This window comes from Micromonospora sp. CA-111912 (genome assembly GCF_050948415.1).
Taxonomy (GTDB): domain Bacteria; phylum Actinomycetota; class Actinomycetes; order Mycobacteriales; family Micromonosporaceae; genus Micromonospora.
The window spans coordinates 6,806,868-6,823,611 of record NZ_CP192007.1 but is presented as its reverse complement, the minus strand read 5'-3'; the positions used below and the strand labels follow the sequence as shown (position 1 = coordinate 6,823,611).

16 protein-coding genes are annotated in these 16,744 nt (G+C 74.4%); 6 read left to right on the top strand and 10 right to left on the bottom strand.

What is annotated here, in order from left to right:
- Positions 1-11 precede the first annotated feature (11 nt).
- From ACQPZO_RS29095 to ACQPZO_RS29065, 7 genes are all read right to left on the bottom strand, one after another.
- A complete protein-coding gene (locus tag ACQPZO_RS29095; protein WP_433345228.1) occupies positions 12-1,613 on the bottom strand; it encodes an acyl-CoA carboxylase subunit beta in 1,602 nt (533 codons plus the stop codon).
- Positions 1,610-2,749: an acyl-CoA dehydrogenase family protein gene (locus ACQPZO_RS29090; RefSeq protein ID WP_433345226.1), complete on the bottom strand. Its 1,140-nt coding sequence runs from the start codon at positions 2,747-2,749 to the stop codon at positions 1,610-1,612. Before ACQPZO_RS29090 ends, ACQPZO_RS29095 begins: the two co-directional genes overlap by 4 nt.
- The gene (locus ACQPZO_RS29085; protein ID WP_433345224.1) at positions 2,746-4,488 is read right to left on the bottom strand and encodes an acyclic terpene utilization AtuA family protein; all 1,743 of its coding nucleotides are present in this window, start codon (positions 4,486-4,488) and stop codon (positions 2,746-2,748) included. The genes ACQPZO_RS29090 and ACQPZO_RS29085 overlap by 4 nt, the downstream gene beginning before the upstream one ends.
- Positions 4,485-5,342, bottom strand: coding sequence for a TIGR03084 family metal-binding protein (locus ACQPZO_RS29080; protein ID WP_433345222.1), 858 nt, complete (start codon positions 5,340-5,342; stop codon positions 4,485-4,487). The genes ACQPZO_RS29085 and ACQPZO_RS29080 overlap by 4 nt, the downstream gene beginning before the upstream one ends.
- A gap of 96 nt (positions 5,343-5,438) precedes the next feature.
- A complete protein-coding gene (locus ACQPZO_RS29075) occupies positions 5,439-6,044 on the bottom strand; it encodes a TetR/AcrR family transcriptional regulator (RefSeq protein ID WP_433345220.1) in 606 nt (201 codons plus the stop codon).
- 558 nt (positions 6,045-6,602) lie between these two features.
- The gene (locus ACQPZO_RS29070; RefSeq protein WP_433345218.1) at positions 6,603-7,346 is read right to left on the bottom strand and encodes a metallophosphoesterase family protein; all 744 of its coding nucleotides are present in this window, start codon (positions 7,344-7,346) and stop codon (positions 6,603-6,605) included.
- Between the two features lie 85 nt (positions 7,347-7,431).
- Complete coding sequence (locus tag ACQPZO_RS29065) at positions 7,432-8,109, bottom strand: Crp/Fnr family transcriptional regulator (RefSeq protein WP_007073398.1); 678 nt, start codon at positions 8,107-8,109, stop codon at positions 7,432-7,434.
- 217 nt (positions 8,110-8,326) lie between these two features.
- On the opposite strand from ACQPZO_RS29065, the gene ACQPZO_RS29060 reads away from it, so the two are divergent.
- The 6 genes from ACQPZO_RS29060 (at position 8,327) to ACQPZO_RS29035 (ending at position 13,712) form a co-directional block, all read left to right on the top strand.
- Positions 8,327-8,998: an adenosylcobinamide amidohydrolase gene (locus ACQPZO_RS29060; RefSeq protein ID WP_433345217.1), complete on the top strand. Its 672-nt coding sequence runs from the start codon at positions 8,327-8,329 to the stop codon at positions 8,996-8,998.
- Between the two features lie 55 nt (positions 8,999-9,053).
- Complete coding sequence (locus ACQPZO_RS29055; RefSeq protein WP_433345215.1) at positions 9,054-10,214, top strand: CapA family protein; 1,161 nt, start codon at positions 9,054-9,056, stop codon at positions 10,212-10,214.
- A gap of 107 nt (positions 10,215-10,321) precedes the next feature.
- A complete protein-coding gene (nth, locus tag ACQPZO_RS29050) occupies positions 10,322-11,110 on the top strand; it encodes an endonuclease III (protein WP_433345213.1) in 789 nt (262 codons plus the stop codon).
- A complete protein-coding gene (locus tag ACQPZO_RS29045) occupies positions 11,107-11,781 on the top strand; it encodes a TlpA family protein disulfide reductase (protein WP_433345211.1) in 675 nt (224 codons plus the stop codon). Before nth ends, ACQPZO_RS29045 begins: the two co-directional genes overlap by 4 nt.
- Positions 11,778-12,476 (top strand): NUDIX hydrolase, encoded by a 699-nt coding sequence (locus tag ACQPZO_RS29040; RefSeq protein WP_433345209.1) that lies wholly within the window; start codon positions 11,778-11,780, stop codon positions 12,474-12,476. Before ACQPZO_RS29045 ends, ACQPZO_RS29040 begins: the two co-directional genes overlap by 4 nt.
- Positions 12,477-12,533: 57 nt before the next feature.
- Positions 12,534-13,712 (top strand): MarP family serine protease, encoded by a 1,179-nt coding sequence (locus ACQPZO_RS29035; protein ID WP_433345206.1) that lies wholly within the window; start codon positions 12,534-12,536, stop codon positions 13,710-13,712.
- A 17-nt stretch (positions 13,713-13,729) separates the two neighbouring features.
- Here ACQPZO_RS29035 and ACQPZO_RS29030 read toward each other — a convergent pair whose 3' ends face one another.
- The 3 genes from ACQPZO_RS29030 to mycP all read right to left on the bottom strand — a co-directional run bounded on the left by ACQPZO_RS29030 (position 13,730) and on the right by mycP (position 16,725).
- The gene (locus tag ACQPZO_RS29030) at positions 13,730-14,437 is read right to left on the bottom strand and encodes a phosphatase PAP2 family protein (RefSeq protein ID WP_433345204.1); all 708 of its coding nucleotides are present in this window, start codon (positions 14,435-14,437) and stop codon (positions 13,730-13,732) included.
- A gap of 30 nt (positions 14,438-14,467) precedes the next feature.
- Positions 14,468-15,280 carry a phosphatase PAP2 family protein gene (locus ACQPZO_RS29025; RefSeq protein ID WP_433345203.1) on the bottom strand — a complete coding sequence of 271 codons (813 nt, stop codon included), beginning with the start codon at positions 15,278-15,280 and terminating at the stop codon, positions 14,468-14,470.
- 71 nt (positions 15,281-15,351) lie between these two features.
- Positions 15,352-16,725: a type VII secretion-associated serine protease mycosin gene (mycP, locus tag ACQPZO_RS29020; RefSeq protein WP_433345201.1), complete on the bottom strand. Its 1,374-nt coding sequence runs from the start codon at positions 16,723-16,725 to the stop codon at positions 15,352-15,354.
- Positions 16,726-16,744 lie beyond the last annotated feature (19 nt).

Genomic DNA, 16,744 nt, shown 5'->3' with positions numbered 1-16,744 from the left:
ACGGTAGCCCCTCACATCCGGAAGACGCCGAAGTGCTCGGCGCCCCTGACCGGTCCGTTGTGGATCGCCGACAGGCAGAGCCCGAGGACGGTACGGGTGTCCCGGGGGTCGATCACCCCGTCGTCGTAGAGCCGGCCGGAGAGGAAGAGCGCCCCGGACTGGGACTCGATCTGCTGCTCGACCATCATTCGCATCGCGGCGTCGGAGTCCTCGTCGTACTCGTTCCCCCGGGCGGCGGCGGCCTGCCGGGCCACGATCGACAGCACCCCGGCGAGCTGCGCCGGCCCCATCACGGCCGACTTGGCGTTCGGCCAGGTGAACAGGAACCGTGGCTCGTACGCCCGCCCGCACATGCCGTAGTTGCCGGCCCCGTACGACGCGCCCAGGTTGACCGTCAGGTGCGGGACCTTCGAGTTCGACACCGCGTTGATCATCAGGGCGCCGTGCTTGATGATGCCGCGCTGCTCGTAGGAGGTGCCGACCATGTAGCCGGTGGTGTTCTGGAGGAAGACCAGCGGGGTGTCGGACGCGTTGGCGAGCTGGATGAACTGGGCGGCCTTCTGCGCCTCCTCGCTGAACAGCACGCCCCGGGCGTTGGCCAGCACGCCGACCGGGTACCCGTGCAGCTCGCCCCAGCCGGTGACCAGGGCCGTCCCGTACGCGGGCTTGAACTCGTCGAACTCGCTGCCGTCGAGCACCCGGGCCAGCACCTCGCGTGGGTCGAACGGCACCTTCAGGTCGGCGCTGGCGACGGCGAGCAGCTCCTCCGGGTCGTACTTCGGCGGCTGCGGGACCGGGTTGCGCGGCGGCGGGCCCTGCTTGCGCCAGTTGAGCCGGCGCACGCACTGCCTCGCCAGCCGGATGCCGTCCCGCTCGTCCTCGGCGAGGAAGTCCGCGAGGCCGGACGTGGTGGCGTGCATCGCCGCGCCGCCGAGGGACTCGTCGTCGGTGACCTCGCCGGTGGCCATCTTCACCAGGGGCGGCCCGGCCAGGTAGACCTGCGACCGGTCCCGGATCATGATCACGTGGTCGGACATTCCCGGCACGTACGCGCCGCCGGCCGTGGCGTTGCCGAAGACCACGCTGACCGTGGGGATCCGCTCGGCCGAGAGCCTCGTCAGGTCGCGGAACACCCGGCCACCCGGGATGAAGATCTCCGCCTGGGTGGGCAGGTCCGCCCCGGCAGACTCCACCAGGTTGATCATCGGGAGTCGGTTCGCCAGGGCGATCTCGCCGGCCCGCCGGGTCTTCGCGAGCGACCACGGGTTCACCGCCCCGCCGCGTACCGTCGGATCGTTGGCGACGATCAGGCACTCCACGCCCTCGACCACCCCGATGCCGGTCACCACGCTGGCCCCGACCGGGAAGTCCGTCCCGTACGCGGCGACCGTCGACAGCTCCAGGAACGGGCTGTCCGGGTCGAGCAGCAGCTCGATCCGCTCCCGGGGGAGCAGCTTGCCCCGCCTGTGGTGCCGGGTCACGTACTTCTCGCCGCCGCCCGCGCGGGCTCGGTCGAGGGCCGCGTCCAGCTCGGCGAGGCGTTCCAGCAGCGCCTCCCGGTTGGCGGAGCAGGCCGGCGAGGACGGGTCGAGCGCGCTGTCCAGTGTGGTCACAGGCCCATGCCCTTCGCGATGATCTCGTTCATGATCTCGGTGGTGCCGCCGCCGATGCCGAGGATGCGGGCGTCCCGGTAGTGCCGCTCCACTTCGGCGTCGCGCAGGTAGCCGTACCCCCCGTGCAGTTGCAACGAGGCGTCGACGACGAAATCGCAGGCGGCCACCGCGACGTTCTTCGCCATCGCCACCTCGGTCACCACCGGCTCGCCGGCGGCGACCCGAGCGGCCACATCGTGTACGTACGAGCGGGCCGCCTCGGTGCGGGTGTGCATCTCGGCCAGCCGGTGCCGGATCAACTGCCGGCTGGCCAGCGGCCGGCCGAACGTGGACCGGTCCCGGCACCAGCCCACGGCCAGCTCGACGCAGCGCTGCGCGGTCGCGTACGCCTGGGTGGCCAGCGACAGCCGCTCGGCGGCGAAGTGCTGCACGATCGCCAGGAACCCGGTGTTCTCCTCGCCGATCCGGTTGGCCACCGGCACCCGCACGTCGACGAAGGACAGCTCGGCGGTGTCCGAGCAGTGCCAGCCGAGCTTCTCCAACCGCCGGCCGACGGTGAACCCGGGCGTGCCCTTGTCGATCACCAGGAGGGTGAGCTCCCCGCTGCCGGGGAAGCCGGTGCAGACCGCCGTGGTCACGAAGTCCGCCCGTACGCCGCTGGTGATGTAGGTCTTCGACCCGTTCACCACGTAGTGGTCGCCGTCGCGGCGGGCATGGGTACGGATCGCGGCGACGTCCGACCCGCCGTCCGGCTCGGTGATGGCCAGCGCGCCGATCATCGCCCCGTCGAGCGTGGGCCGGACGTACCGGTCGACCAGGTCGTCGTCGCCGGAGGCCACCATGTGCGGCAGCGCGATGCCGTGCGTGAACAGCGCCGCGACCAGCCCGGACGAGCCGCCCGACCGGATGATCTCCTCGGTCACGACGATCGAGTCGAGCAGGTCACCGCCGCTGCCGCCCACCCGCTCGGGGAACCCGATGCCGAGCAGGCCCAGCTTCGCGGCAGTGGCGTGCAGCTGCCGGGGCACCTCGCCGGCCCGCTCCCAGCCATCCAGGTGCGGCAGCACCTCCTTCGTGACGAATGCCCTGGTCAGCTCACGTAGCTGCCGCCGTTCCGGGGTGTCCACGAGGGTCATCGGGTCACCTCCCCGGCCGGCCCGGCGCTCTCCGGCGGCCCGGCGCTTTCGGGCGGTGGCCCGGTGGGCAGGTCGGCAGGCAGATCGACCACGCGGGAGCGGAGCAGTTCGCCGAGCGCCTTGGCCTGCGGGTCGAACCGGGTGGAGGCGGCCACCCCCTGCCCCAGCAGCCCCCGGACCACGAAGTTGACCGCCCGCAGGTTCGACAGCTCGTACCGCTCGACGATCAGCGGGGCCGTCTCCGGCAGCAGCTCGGCCAGCCGCTCGACGGTCAGCCAGCCGCGCAGCCACGCCCAGGTCGCGTCGGTGCGGGCCCAGACACCGAGGTTCGCGTCGCCGCCCTTGTCGCCCGAGCGCGCCCCCACCAGCTCGCCCAGCGCCCCCCGCCAGGTGGTGCGCGACGGCGGACCGCCCCCGGTCGGTGGCCGGTGCCGCACCGGGACCCCCGGGGTACCCGTCACGGGCGGGGGAGCGATCGGGACCCGCTCGCCGGACGGGAGGACGGCGACGTGCTCGACCCCGCCCTGCGGCACCGCGTCGGCGGTGAACACCCCGTACGGGGTTGCGTCGCCGGGCAGCGTGGTCAGCGTGCAGCCCGGATAGGAGGCCAGCGCCAGCTCCACCGCGGCGGCCGAGAACGCCCGCCCGGCCCGGGCCTTGTCGCCGTCGCGCAGGTGTACGTGCAGCAGCGCGCTCGCCGCCTCCGTGTCGCCCACGTCCGGGTGGTCGGTGCGGGCCAGGACGAACTCCAGCCCGTCCGTCCCGACCGCCGCCTCGACCTGACCCCGGACCAGGGCCGCCTTGGCCGGGATGTCCAGCCCGCACAGGACGAACGTCATCGAGTTGCGGAACCCGCCGAGGTTGTTCACTCCGACCTTCAGGGTGTCCGGCGGAGGGGTGCCCCGGACCCCGGTGACCCGGACCCGGTCCGGCCCGTCCGCGCCCAGTTCGACGGTGTCCAGCCGGGTCACCACGTCCGGGCCGAGGTAGTCCGGGCCGCCCACCTCGTACAGGAGCTGGGCGGTGACCGTCTCCACGGTGACCGCGCCGCCCGTGCCGGGGTGCTTGGTGAGCACCGACGAGCCGTCCGGGTGGATCTCCGCGATCGGGAAGCCGGGGCGGTGGCCGCCGTCCGGCAGTTCGGTGAAGAAGCTGAAGTTGCCGCCGGTGACCTGCGCCCCGCACTCGATCAGGTGCCCGGCGACGGTCGCCCCGGCCAGCGCGTCGAGGTCGCCGCGCCCCCAGCCGAACCGGGCGATGGCCGGCCCGACCACCAGGGACGCGTCGGTGACCCGGCCGGTGACCACCACGTCCGCCCCGGCGTCGAGACAGGCGGCGATCCCGAACGCCCCCAGGTACGCGTTCGCGGTGAGCGCGTCCGGGCGGGCGAGGGCGTCGCCCTCGACGTACCCGATCCGGGCGGTGAGGCCGAGCCGGTCGGCGAGCGTGCCGATCGCGGCGGCCAGCCCGGCGGGGTTCAACCCGCCGGCGTTGGTCACGATCCGCACCCCGCGCTCCAACGCGGTGCCGAGGCAGCCCTCCAACTGGCGCAGGAACGTCTTCGCGTACCCGAGGTCGGGGTCGCGCAGCCGGTCCCGACCGAGGATCAGCATGGTCAGCTCGGCCAGGTAGTCGCCGGTCAGCACGTCCAACTCGCCGCCGTCGAGCATCTCCCGCCAGGCGGTGGACCGGTCGCCGTAGAAGCCGGACGCGTTGCCGACCCGCAGCGGCGCGGTCACGCCGTCGCCCCGGCCGATCGGCCCTGCTCGGCCTGCTCGGCCTGCTCGGTCTGCTCGGTCCGCTCGGCCAGGGGCTCGCGGCCCGCGCCCGGCGGGCCGGCGAACGCCTGCGCCACGTCGAGCCACTCGTCGGCGACCGGCCCAGTGGCGACCAGGGCCAGGTCGGCGCGGTGCCGGCGCTGGGTGACCAGCAGGCAGAAGTCGCGCGCCGGCCCGGTGACCCGGTCGGCGGCGTCCGCCGGGCCGTGGGCCCAGGTGCCGCCGCCCGGCGCGGCGAGTTCCAGCCGCACCGGCGCCGTCGGCGCCGCCCGGCCGTGGGCCGTGAAGCCGTGCCCGAGGGTACGGAAGCCGAGGTGCGCGACGTGCCGGAGCCGGGCGGTCGGGGCCCGGGTGACACCGAGTGCGTCGGCCACGTCCTCGCCGTGCGCCCAGGTCTCCATGATCCGGGCGGTGGCCATCGAGGTGGCCGACATCCGGGTGCCGTACCAGGGCAGCTTCTCCCCGGTCGGGACGGCGACGAGGGCCTCGGCCAGCGCGGCGCGACCCGCCCGCCAGCGGGCCAGCAGCTCGGCCGGCGGGGCGAGAAACTGCTCCGCGCCGTCATCGACCAGCCGGGCCGGGTCGGGGGCCGAGGTGACCGAGGCGAAGAACGCCCCGGGGTCGGTGGCGGCGAGCAGGGCGACGTGGTCGGTCCAGGCCAGGTGGGCGATCTGGTGGGCGACCGTCCAGCCGGCCGCCGGGGTGGGCCGCGCCCAGTCGCCCGACGGCAGGGGGGCGACCAGGGCGTCCAGCTCCCCAGACTCGCCGGTCAGGTCGGCGAGCAACTCCGTGAGCAGGTCCGTGCGGTCGACCATGGGACCTCCAGGGCTGGTCGGGCCGGGCCTCGGGGCCCAGGGCGGGTCGGGCTGGGCCTCGGCGGCCCTGGGCGGGGTCGGGCCTCGGCGGGCCGGTCAGGGCGTGAGCAGGGCGGCGAGCTGGCGTTTCCAGGTGCTGAGCAGGGCGGCCCGGCGGGCCGAGTCGTCGGTGAGCAGGTTGGCCACCCCGAGCCCGCGCAGCAGGTCGAGCGTGGCCTGCACGGCCTCCCGGACGCCGGGACGGCGCTCGTCGACGCCGAGCAGCGCGACGGTCAGCCGGTGCATCTCCCGGCCCACCCGGGCCTCCAGCGGCACCAGGGCGCCCCGCAACTCGGCGTCGGTGCGGGCGGCGACCCACAGTTCGAGGGCGGCGACGAAGAGCGGCCCGGTGAACGCCACGCCGAGCAGGTCGACCACCCGGTCGAGCCGTTGCGGCCCGGCGGGCAGCGCCTCGGCCTCGATGCGCAGCTCCTCGGCCCGGCGCTCGGCGAGGTGCGCGACCGCAGCGGTGACCAGGGCGGCCTTCGTGGGGTAGTGGTGCAACTGGGCGCCCCGGGAGACGCCGGCCCGGGCCGCCACCACGGTGGTGGTCGTGCCGGACCAGCCGTGCTCGACGAGGCACTCGACAGTCGCCTCCAGCAACCGGGCCTGGGTGGCGCGGCTGCGCTCCTGCTGAGGGACGCGGGTCGATGCGACGGTCACGGGGACAGCGTGCCGCCGCCGAAACAAACAGTCAAGCCTGACTTTTTCACGATCCTGAGCGTCGCCGTGTATCCGTCCGTGTACCCGCTCCCGCTCGCCCGCGCATCTGGACTGCCCGCCGGCGCATCCGACCGTGTGCTCCCGCGCATCCGCCCGCTTGCCCGCCCGCGTTCCCCTGTAGGCCGGCGATCGCTGGCCGAACGGCGATGGGCAGGGCGTTCGACATGCACACGTGGCCCAGCCATGACTCACGTTCCGTTGCCTATGGAGCTGCCCGCATGAACGGGGCAGTCCAGGGCAGGGTGATGGGTGTGGGGCAGCCCGCACGAGCGGGGGCAGCCCAGGGCGGGCGTGGTGGCGGGGCGGCAGAGGGCGGGGCGCTCCGCGTCTGCTCCGGGTCGCGCTGCCGGCTGGGCGCGTGGGCGGGGCAGCTCCATAGTGCCCGAGGCGGTGTCTCCTCTGCGCGGTTGCGAGGGCGGATCGAGAAGCGAGAAGCGCGCGGGGCCGGGCGGCGCGGCGCGGGTTGCGTGGGCGGCGGGTGCTGGGCCAGGTGTCGGGTCAGCGGCCGTCGCGGGGGCCGAACACCGCCAGGGCGTCGGCGTCGCTGTGCCGGGAGCGCAGGTACTCGTCCGCCCAGGCCGTGGCGTCGGGGAAGCCCGACTCCGCCGCCACCCGGGCGCACGCGGCGTCGACGTCGAACTCCGTCCGCCGCAGCTGCACCCCGGGTCCGAGCAGCGCCCAGTCCGCGCCGGGGCCGCCGTACGGCATGCCGATGCTGCCCGGGTTGACCACCAGGCGGCGGTCGACCAGCCGGGCGAACGGCATGTGGGTGTGCCCGCAGACCACCGTGCGGACCTCGGCGGGGACCCCGGCGAGGACCTCCGCCCAGCGGGCCAGCCGGGAGTCGACGAGGACGACCTCCTCGTCGTCGCGGGGCGTGGCGTGGCAGAAGAGCACCTCGCCCAGCCCGGCGACCGACAGGGTCACCGTCGGCGGGAGCGCGGCCAGCCGGGCGACCTGGTCCTCGCGGAGCTGTTCTGCGGCCCAGTTCGACACGTCGATCTTGGATGGTTTGCCGGCCCGCGCCTCGACCAGTTCCCGGTCGGCGTTGCCGCCCACCCAGCGGACCCGGTCACCGAGCCCGGCCAGCAGGTCCAGCACCTCGACGGGCTGGGGGCCGGCGGCGATGTCGCCGGTGAGCACGATCAGGTCGGCGTCGGCGACGTCCGGCTCGGCCAGCACCGCCTCCAGCGGGGGCAGCGCGCCGTGGATGTCGGACAGGACTGCGACATGTTCCAGCATCGCCCCACCGTCCCGCCCGCCGGCCGTGCCGTCCAGCGATTCTGCCCCGGGCAGACAGGACCGGGACAGGGCCGAGCGGGCACGGTCAGACGCGGGCGCGGCGGGCCAGGCGCTCCGGGTCCAGGATGATGATGCTCTTGCCGTCCAGCCGCAGCCAGCCGCGCGAGGCGAAGTCGGCGAGCGCCTTGTTGACGGTCTCCCGGGAGGCGCCGACGAGTTGGGCGATCTCCTCCTGGGTCAGGTCATGGGTCACCCGCAGCACGCCGCCGTCGCGGGTGCCGAACCGGCCGGCCATCTGGAGCAGGTTCTTCGCGACCCGTCCCGGCACGTCGGTGAAGATCAGGTCGGCCAGCGAGTCGTTCGTCCGGCGCAGCCGGCGGGCCAGCACCCGCAGCAACTGTTCGGCGATCTCGGGCCGGTTGTTCAGCCACGGCCGCAGGGCCTGCTTGCGCAGCCGCACCAGCCGGGTGTCGGTCACCGCGGTGGCCGTTGCCGTCCGGGGGCCCGGGTCGAAGAGCGACAGCTCGCCGACCATGTCCGACGGGCCCATCACGGCGATCAGGTTCTGCCGACCGTCGGCGGCACGCCGCCCGACCTTGATCTTGCCGGACAGGAGGATGTAGAGACTGTCCCCGGGCTCGCCCTCGTTGAACACGACCTCGCCCTTGCGGACCTCGATCGTCTCCATCTCCTTGGCGAGCGCCTCGGCAGCCTCCGGGTCGACCCCCTGGAAGATCCCGCTACGGGCCAATACCTCGTCCATCGCGCACCTCCGCCTACGCGTGCCGTCCGTCGGCCTGGTCCGCCGTCCGCTGATCCCTCGCGCTCGGCCAGTCTAGGCGCACGTGAGCGGTAATCAGAGGTGCACCCCTGGAATCTTGATCGTTGGATGTAACCTGCCCGCCCTGATCAACCACTATGATCCTCGGTCCGGCGTCCCCCGGCCACCCTCGACGCGCCCGGGACGTAGGGTCTGCGGCGTGCTGACCGAGCCGACCCTGACCAGTCGCCACGAGGACGGGTGGGACGTACCGCTGCTCGTCTGGCGCGCCGAACGGCCGTTGCTCGCGGTCAGCTCCGCGCCGCTCGGCGGCGGGATAGGCGTACGGGACTGGGTGGTCAACGCGACCGTGCCGATGTCGTACCACCGGGACGACCCGGCCGAGCACCTGGCCGAACTTGCCGGCCAGCTCGGCCTGGACGGGCCCGGCGTCGGGCTGCTGACCGGGGTCGACGTCGCCGAGGTAATCGCCCGGACCGACACCGGGGTGCGGGTCTGGGCCACGGTCGGGCTGGGCACCCCGCTCCAGGCGGCCGAGCCCGCTCCGGCCGCGCCCGCCGAGGCCGGGACGCGGGTCGGCACCGTCAACATCGTGGTCCAAGTGCCCGCCCGGCTCGGCGACGCCGCGCTGGTCAACGCGGTGGCCACCGTGACCGAGGCGAAGGTGCAGGCGATCCGGGAGCTGGGGCTGGCGGCCACCGGCACCCCCACGGACGCGGTCACCGTGCTCTGCCCGGTCGACGGGGCCCCGGCCGCGTACGGCGGGCCCCGCTCCACCTGGGGGGCGCCGCTGGCCCGGGCCGTGCACGCCGCCGTGCTGGCCGGCGGGGCGGGTCTCGTGGTCCCGTGGTCGCAACGACGTACGGCCTGAAGTCCGACCAATCGGCCATCGTCAGCGCGTTGTCCGCCCGGTAGGGTCGCGGGCGATGTATGCTGCCGCCCCCTCCGGAATCCGCTCGCGCCGACGGGCCACGCGCGCCCTCGGCGTGCTGCTCACCGCGCTGCTCGCCGCCGGCTGCGCGCAACCCGGCGGCGAGCCGGTCTGGCAACCCGGGGCCGAGGGCGGCAAAACCGGCACGGCCGGTGCCCCGACCCCGACCCCAGTCGGCACGCCGAAGGGCGAGGCGAAGAGCGTCTCGCTCTCCGCCACCGGCGACATCATCATGGGCAACGCGCCGAACCGGCTCCCGCCTGGCGGCGGGAAGGGGTTCTTCGACTCGGTCAAGGACGCCCTCGCCGCCGACCTGGTGATGGGCAACCTGGAGGAGCCGCTGACGGTCGACACCGGCACCGGCAAGTGCGGGGCCAACTCGACCCGGTGCTTCCAGTTCCGCGCCCCGCCGGAGTACGCCGCCCACCTGCGCGACGCCGGGTTCGAGCTGCTCAACCAGGCCAACAACCACGGGTACGACTACGGCCCCAAGGGCTACCAGAACACCCAGCGGGCGTTGGAGAAGCACGACCTGGCGCACACCGGCGCGCCCGACCAGATCACCGTGGTCGAGGTCGAGGGCGTCAAGATCGCCGTGGCCGGCTTCTCGTCGTACGTCTGGTCCAACAGCCTGGTCGACATCGACGCCGCCCGCGCGGTGGTCAAGAAGGCCGCCACCATGGCCGACCTGGTCGTGGTGCAGGTGCACATGGGCGGCGAGGGAGCCGACAAGACCCGGGTCCGGCCGGGCACCGAGATGTTCCTCGGCGAGAACCGGGGCGACCCGGTGAAGTTCTCGCACGCGATGATCGACGCCGGGGCGGACCTGATCATCGGCCACGGCCCGCACGTGCTGCGCGGCATCGAGTTCTACCAGGGCCGGCTGATCGCCTACAGCCTCGGCAACTTCGCCGGCGGCGGCAACTCGCTGAGCAACAACGGCCGGCTGGGCTGGGGCGGTGTGCTCAAGGTGTCGCTCAAGCCGGACGGGAGCTTCGCCGGCGGATCGTTCGCCTCGACGTACATGAACTCGATCGGCAAGCCGACCATGGACCCGGACGACCGGGGCCTCGGCCTGATCAAGCAGCTCACCCGGACGGACTTCCCGCAGACCGGCGCCCGGTTCGACGACAAGGGCCGCATCACCGAGGGGTGACCGGGCGCGTCACCCGCCCGGGTGACCCGGCCGCACCCGCCGCAGAGGCGACGCGCCGCCCGTGCGCACGCGACGAGCCGTCACCGGGTCGACGTAGGCTTTCCGTCGTGACCACCAGTCCCCCCGGAGCCGCCGAGACCGCACTCGGCCGCACGCGCCGCGCCCGGAAGATCGGCCGGGTGCTGACCGAGACCCACCCCGACGCGCACTGCGAGCTGGACCACGCCAACCCGCTGGAGCTGGCCGTCGCCACGATCCTGTCCGCGCAGTGCACGGACAAGAAGGTCAACGAGGTCACCCCGAAGCTGTTCGGCCGGTACCCGACGGCAGCCGACTACGCCGGCGCCGACCGGGCGGAGTTGGAGGAGCTGATCCGGCCCACCGGCTTCTACCGGAACAAGACCGACTCGCTGATCAAGCTGGGCCGGGGCCTCGTCGAGCGGTACGACGGCCGGGTGCCGGGGAAGCTCGTCGATCTGGTCACGCTGCCCGGGATCGGCCGCAAGACCGCCAACGTCATCCTCGGCAACGCCTTCGACGTCCCCGGCATCACCGTCGACACCCACTTCCAGCGGCTGGTGCACCGCTGGCAGCTGACCGACGAGACCGACCCCGTCAAGATCGAGCACGCGATCGGCGCGATGTACCCGAAGCGCGACTGGACGATGCTGTCGCACCGGATCATCTTCCACGGCCGGCGGGTCTGCCACGCCCGCAAGCCGGCCTGCGGGGCCTGCACCCTGGCGAAGCTCTGCCCGTCGTACGGCACGGGGCCGACCGAGCCCGCCCTCGCCGCGAAGCTGCTCAAGGGCCCCCGGGCGCGGGACCTGGCCGCCGCCGCGGGCGTCGACCCGGAGCTGGTGCCGCAGCAGGCGGTCGTGGCGGAGGCACCGTGAAGCGCCGCCTCGCCGCCCTGCTCCTGCCGCTGGCCCTGCTCGCCGCAGGCTGCACGGCCTCGGCCGGCGACCCCACGCCGCCCGAGCCCCGGAAGAACACCCGGCCGTCGCCGTTCGCCGCCTGCGCGGCCCTGACCGCGCCACCGGCCGCGGCGACCCCGACGCCGACCGCGTCCGGAGCCGTGCCGTCCGGAGCCGTGCCGTCCGCGTCCGTGTCGTCCGGGGCCGGTGCTGCCCCGGCCGGCGGGTCGGTGCTGCCCGAGTTGACGTTGCCCTGCTTCACCGGCGGCGACCCGGTCGCGCTGCGGGACGTCCGGGGGCCGGCTGTGATCAACCTGTGGGCGTCCTGGTGCCCGCCCTGCCGCAAGGAGCTGCCCGCCTTCCAGCGGCTCAGCGAGCGCGCGGCCGGCCGGCTCCAGGTGCTCGGGGTGAACGCCCGGGACAGCCGGGACGCCGCCCAGTCGATCGGCGAGGACTTCGGCATCCGCTTCCCGGTCCTGTTCGACCAGGGCGACAGCCTGAGCCGGGGGCTCAACCGCAACGCCATCCCGCTGACCGTGTTCGTCGACGCCGACGGCCGGGTCCGGCACGTCGACACCTCCGGCGCGCTGGACGACGCCCGCCTCGCCGAGCTGGTCCGCGAACACCTGGGGCTGGTGGTGCCCGCATGACCCGGCAGCCCCCACCCTGGATCGACCCGCTGCTGGCCCGGCTCGGCAGCGCGCGGGTCGAGGACTTCACCCGGATCGCCACCCCGAGCAGCGGCGGGCGGGAGAGCGCCGTGCTGGTGCTGCTGGCCGAGGAGCCGGGAACCGGCCCGGACGTGCTGGTCCTCCAGCGCGCCGCGACCCTGCGCAACCACGCCGGGCAGCCGGCCTTCCCGGGCGGGGCGGCCGACCCGACCGACGCCGACTCCGCCGCCACCGCGCTGCGCGAGGCCAACGAGGAGGTCGACCTCGACCCGGCCAGCGTCACCGTGCTGGCCGAGCTGCCGAAGCTGTGGATCCCGGTCAGCGACTTCGTGGTGACCCCGGTGCTCGGCTGGTGGCACCGGCCGCACCCGGTGCACCCCCGGGAACCGGCCGAGGTCGCGCACGTCGCCAGGCTGCCGGTCGCCGAACTCGTCGACCCGGCCAACCGCATGCGGGTACGCCACCCGAGCGGCTGGATCGGCCCGGCCTTCTCGGTGCGCGGCATGCTGGTCTGGGGCTTCACCGCCGGGGTGCTCGCCACCCTGCTGGAGATGGGCGGCTGGTCCCGACCCTGGCCGCGCGACCGGGTCGTGGACCTGCCGCCCACCGGTGCCGCCCCGGCGCCGTCGGCCGGCACCGACTCCGTCGACGAGATGGCCGGCCCGCTCACCTGACGTCACGTTCCGCGAGCGGCGGTCCGCCGCCGAGCCCGGTGCCCGTACCCTTGGGGCGTGTCCGCCGTGGATCTCGTCCTGCTACTGCTCATGCTCGTGTTCGCGATCAGCGGATACCGTCAGGGCTTCGTCATCGGGGTGCTGTCGTTCTCCGGCTTCTTCGTGGGCGCCCTGGTCGGACTCCAGGCCGGCCCACTGCTGGCCCGCCAGTTCGCGGACAGCGGCGCCCGCGTACTGATCTCCCTCGTCGCGGTCTTCGGGCTGGCCGTGGTGGGCCAGGCGCTGGCCGGTTGGGTCGGCTCCCACCTGCGCCAGACGATCACCAGCGACGTCGGCAGGCGGGCCGACGACATCGGCGGGGCGCTCGTCTCGCTCGTCGCCGTCATGCTGGTGGCCTGGCTGGTGGCCGTGCCGCTGGGCTCGTCGTCGCTGCCCTGGCTCGCCTCCTCGGTGCGCAACAGCGCGCTGCTCACCGTGGTCGACCGGGTGCTGCCGGACGAGGCGCAGGAGTTGTCCAACGCGCTGCGGGACACGGTCGACACGAACGGCTTCCCGGACGTCTTCGGTGACCTCGCGCCCACCCGGGCCCGGCAGGTCGAACCGCCCGACCCCGCGCTCGCCGGTTCCCAGGTGGTCGCCAACGGCCGGCGCTCGGTGGTCAAGGTGCTGGGCTCCGCGCCGAGCTGCGCCCGCCGCATCGAGGGCTCCGGCTTCGTGTACGCCGACGACCGGGTGATGACCAACGCGCACGTGGTGGCCGGCACCCGGTCGGTGGCCGTGGAGCTGGACGGCAACCGGTACGACGGAGAGGTCGTCGTCTACGACCCCGACCGGGATCTGGCCGTGCTGCGGGTGCCGGGCCTGCCCGGCCCGTCCCTGCGCTTCGCCGCCAGCAACGCGGGCAGCGGAGCGGACGCGATCGTGCTGGGCTTCCCGCTGGACGGGCCGTACAACGCCCAGTCGGCCCGGGTGCGGGACGTCGACCGGATCACCGGTCCGGACATCTACTCCTCGGGCGACGTCACCCGGGAGATCTACACGATCCGGGCGCTGGTCCGCAGCGGCAACTCCGGCGGCCCACTGCTCTCCTCGAACGGCCTGGTGCTCGGGGTGATCTTCGCGGCGGCGGCGGACGACCCGAACACCGGCTTCGCGGTGACCGCAGCCGAGGCTCGCCCGGTGGCGCTGGCCGGCGCCGAGCGCACCCGCGCCGTCGGCACCGGCGACTGCACCTGACGCGGCCACCGCCCCGGTCAGGCGGCGGGGACCTTGGCCGTCCGGCCGGCGGTGGGCAGCTTCTTCCGGCCCCACCGCACCCCGCGGTCCAGCACCGCCCGCGCCATGATCAACACACAGGTGCCGCCGTTGAGGAACGACGCCACCACGTCGCTCGGGTGGTGCATGCCCCGGTACATCCGGGTCAGCGCGACGCCGACGGGCACCAGCACCAGCAGCGTCCACCAGGCGACCTTCGCCGGGGTGCTGCGCGCCCGCAGGGCCAGCAGCACCGCGATGCCGACGTAGAGTGCCACCGCGGCCGAGGTGTGCCCGGACGGGAAGCTGGAGGTGGGCGGGGAGGTGTCCATGTGCTCGACCGCCGGGCGGCGGCGGTCGATGGCCATCGTGGTCAGCAGGAAGACCAGGGCCTGCGCGCTGACCGCCGCGCACAGGAAGACCGGCTCCCGCCAGCGGTGCAGCACCAGCCGCAGGACCACCGCCACGATCGCGGTGACCAGGACGATGGCCTGGGTGCTGGCCAGCGTGCTGAACACCAGCGAGACGTTGTTCCAGACCTCCGTGCGGTCGGCGGCCAGCTCGCGGTTGACCGCGTCCTCGACGGTGAACGGCCAGGTGCGCTCGAACACCCGGGTGACGAGCACCCCGAGCAGCACCATGACGGAGAGCAGCAGGCCCACGGGGAGCAGCACCCGCTTGAGGCTCTGAACCAGCACATCGGACATGGTCCCGCCAGTACCCGACGGGGTCTGCCGCTACGCCTGCCCGCCGCCCGGGCCCGGCCGGCTCGCCCCGTCGGCCAGTTCGGGCTCGACGCCCTCCGTCGCCGGGTGCGACGGGCGGCGGCCCGTGTGGGCCCGCCAGGTGCGGAAGGCGGCCGTCGTGGCGGCCACCGTCGCGGCGCCCAGCAGCCAGCCGCCGACCACGTCGCTGGTCCAGTGCACGCCCAGCGCCACCCGGCTCACCCCGGTCAGGCCGGCGACCACGACGGCGGCGGCCCACAGCGCCCACCGTGCGGCGGGGCGCTCCCGGGCGTACGGGAGGAAGATCAGCATCAGCACCCCGGCGGCCAGGGTGGCGTTCAGCGCGTGCCCGGAGGGGAACGAGTAGCCGGCGGCCCGGGCCACCGGGTCGAGCAGGTCCGGCCGGTCCCGGCCCACCAGCAGCTTGAGCAGCGCGTTGAGCAGCCCGCCCACGGCCATCGTGGTGACCGCCCACCAGGCCAGCCGCGGGGCGTGCCGGGCGAACAGCCACACCACCACGGCGAGTACGGCGACCCGCAGCGGGCCGGGGCCGAAGGCGTGGGTCCACACGGTCATGAATCCCACCCAGCCGGGATGGTCGACGGCATACCCGTGCAGGGCGTGGGTCACCGAGGCGTCCAGCCGGTGCAGCGGTGCCCAGGAACCCAGCACCAGCAGGGCGAGCAGGGCGAACGGCACCAGGACCAGGAAGGCTGCGGCGGCGGCGAGGGTGAGCCGCAGCCCCAGCGACCGGTCCTGGTCGAGGCGGCGGGCCCGCCACGACGGGGACGTTGACCCGGGGGTGTGCTGACCGGACGTGCTCATGCCACATCCCTACCCGGCCGGGTGCCGAATCAGGCCGACCGGCGCCGATCGAACTCGACGGCGGCCATCGGTCAGCGGACCGACCGGCGGAGGCGACGGCCCACCAGCACGGCCCCGGCGGCCAGGGCGGCGGAGACGGCGACGCTCGTCCAGAGCCGTTCCGGGTCGGAGTCGTCCGACCCGCCGGCCGGCCGGGCCGTCCAACGGGTCTGCTGGCGGGGCGCGGTGAAGCCGAGCGGGTCCGCGCCGGCTCCGGCGACCGGCTCCTCCTCGGCGGTGCCGGGTGCCGGGCCGAAGCCCACCACGCCCGGGGAGGAGTGGTCGTCGAGCGGGTTGCGCCGCACCGACGGCACGTCTGCGGTGAGCGCGGCGACCGGGTCGACCATGCCGTACCCGAAGCGGTCGTCGCGGCCGGCGGGCCCGATGTCCCGCGCGGTGCTGATCAGCCGGTTCACCACCTCACCGGCGGACATCTGCGGCCAGCGGGCCCGGATCAGGGCGGCGGTGGCGGCGACGAGCGGGGTCGCGAAGCTGGTGCCCTGCACCCGCCAGTACCCGCCCGGCCGGGCCCCCACCAGGCCGGTGGCCGGCGCGGTGAGGATCGTGGCGTGGCCGGTGATCGAGCCGGACCAGAGGTTGTCGCTGGCGCGTTCCAGGCCGGCGACGGCGATCACGCCCGGCTCCCGGGCCGGGTACCAGACCTTGGTGTCGGAGGACGCGGCCAGGTTTCCGGTGCAGGCGACCACCACCACGTCCCGGGCGAACGCGTAGTCCAGCGCCGCCGCCAGGGCAGGGCTGTCGCCGCCGCCGCCGAGGGACAGGTTGATCACCCGGGCGCCGTTGTCCACGGCCCACCGGACCCCCTTGGCGACGATCATCGCGTCGTCGTACCGGTTCTCGTCGTCAAGGACCCGCACCGGGAGGATCTTCGCGTCGGGGGCCAGCCCGACCGCGCCGCGTTTGTCGTCGTCGCGCCCGGCGATCAGGCCGGCCACCGTCGTACCGTGCCCGACCGGGTCCGGGCCGTCGTCGGTGTCGCCGTCGTCGACCAGGTCGATGCCGGGCAGCACCTGACCGGCCAGGTCCGGGTGCGAACCGTCCACCCCGGAGTCGATCACCGCCACGGTGACGCCGCGCCCGGTCGAGGTGCGCCAGGCGGTCGACGCCCGCAGCTCGTCGAGCTGCCACTGCTCGTCGCGGACCTGGTCGACCCGCGCCGACGTGTCCACCGGCGACACCCGCCAGGGCGTCGCCCCGACCGGCGGCGCGGCGAGCGGGGCGTGGCGGGCGGGTGCGGCGTGGCGGGCCGGCGCGGCGAGCGCCGACGGCGGAACCGGACCGATGAGCGACACCGCGAGCGCCATCGCGCCGAGCAGCGCGTGGCGGGTGAGCCGTCGCGCCGTCGTCGAACAGCCCTGCCGATCCCCAGTCACATTCCCAGCCATTCATCGCGGCGGACACATG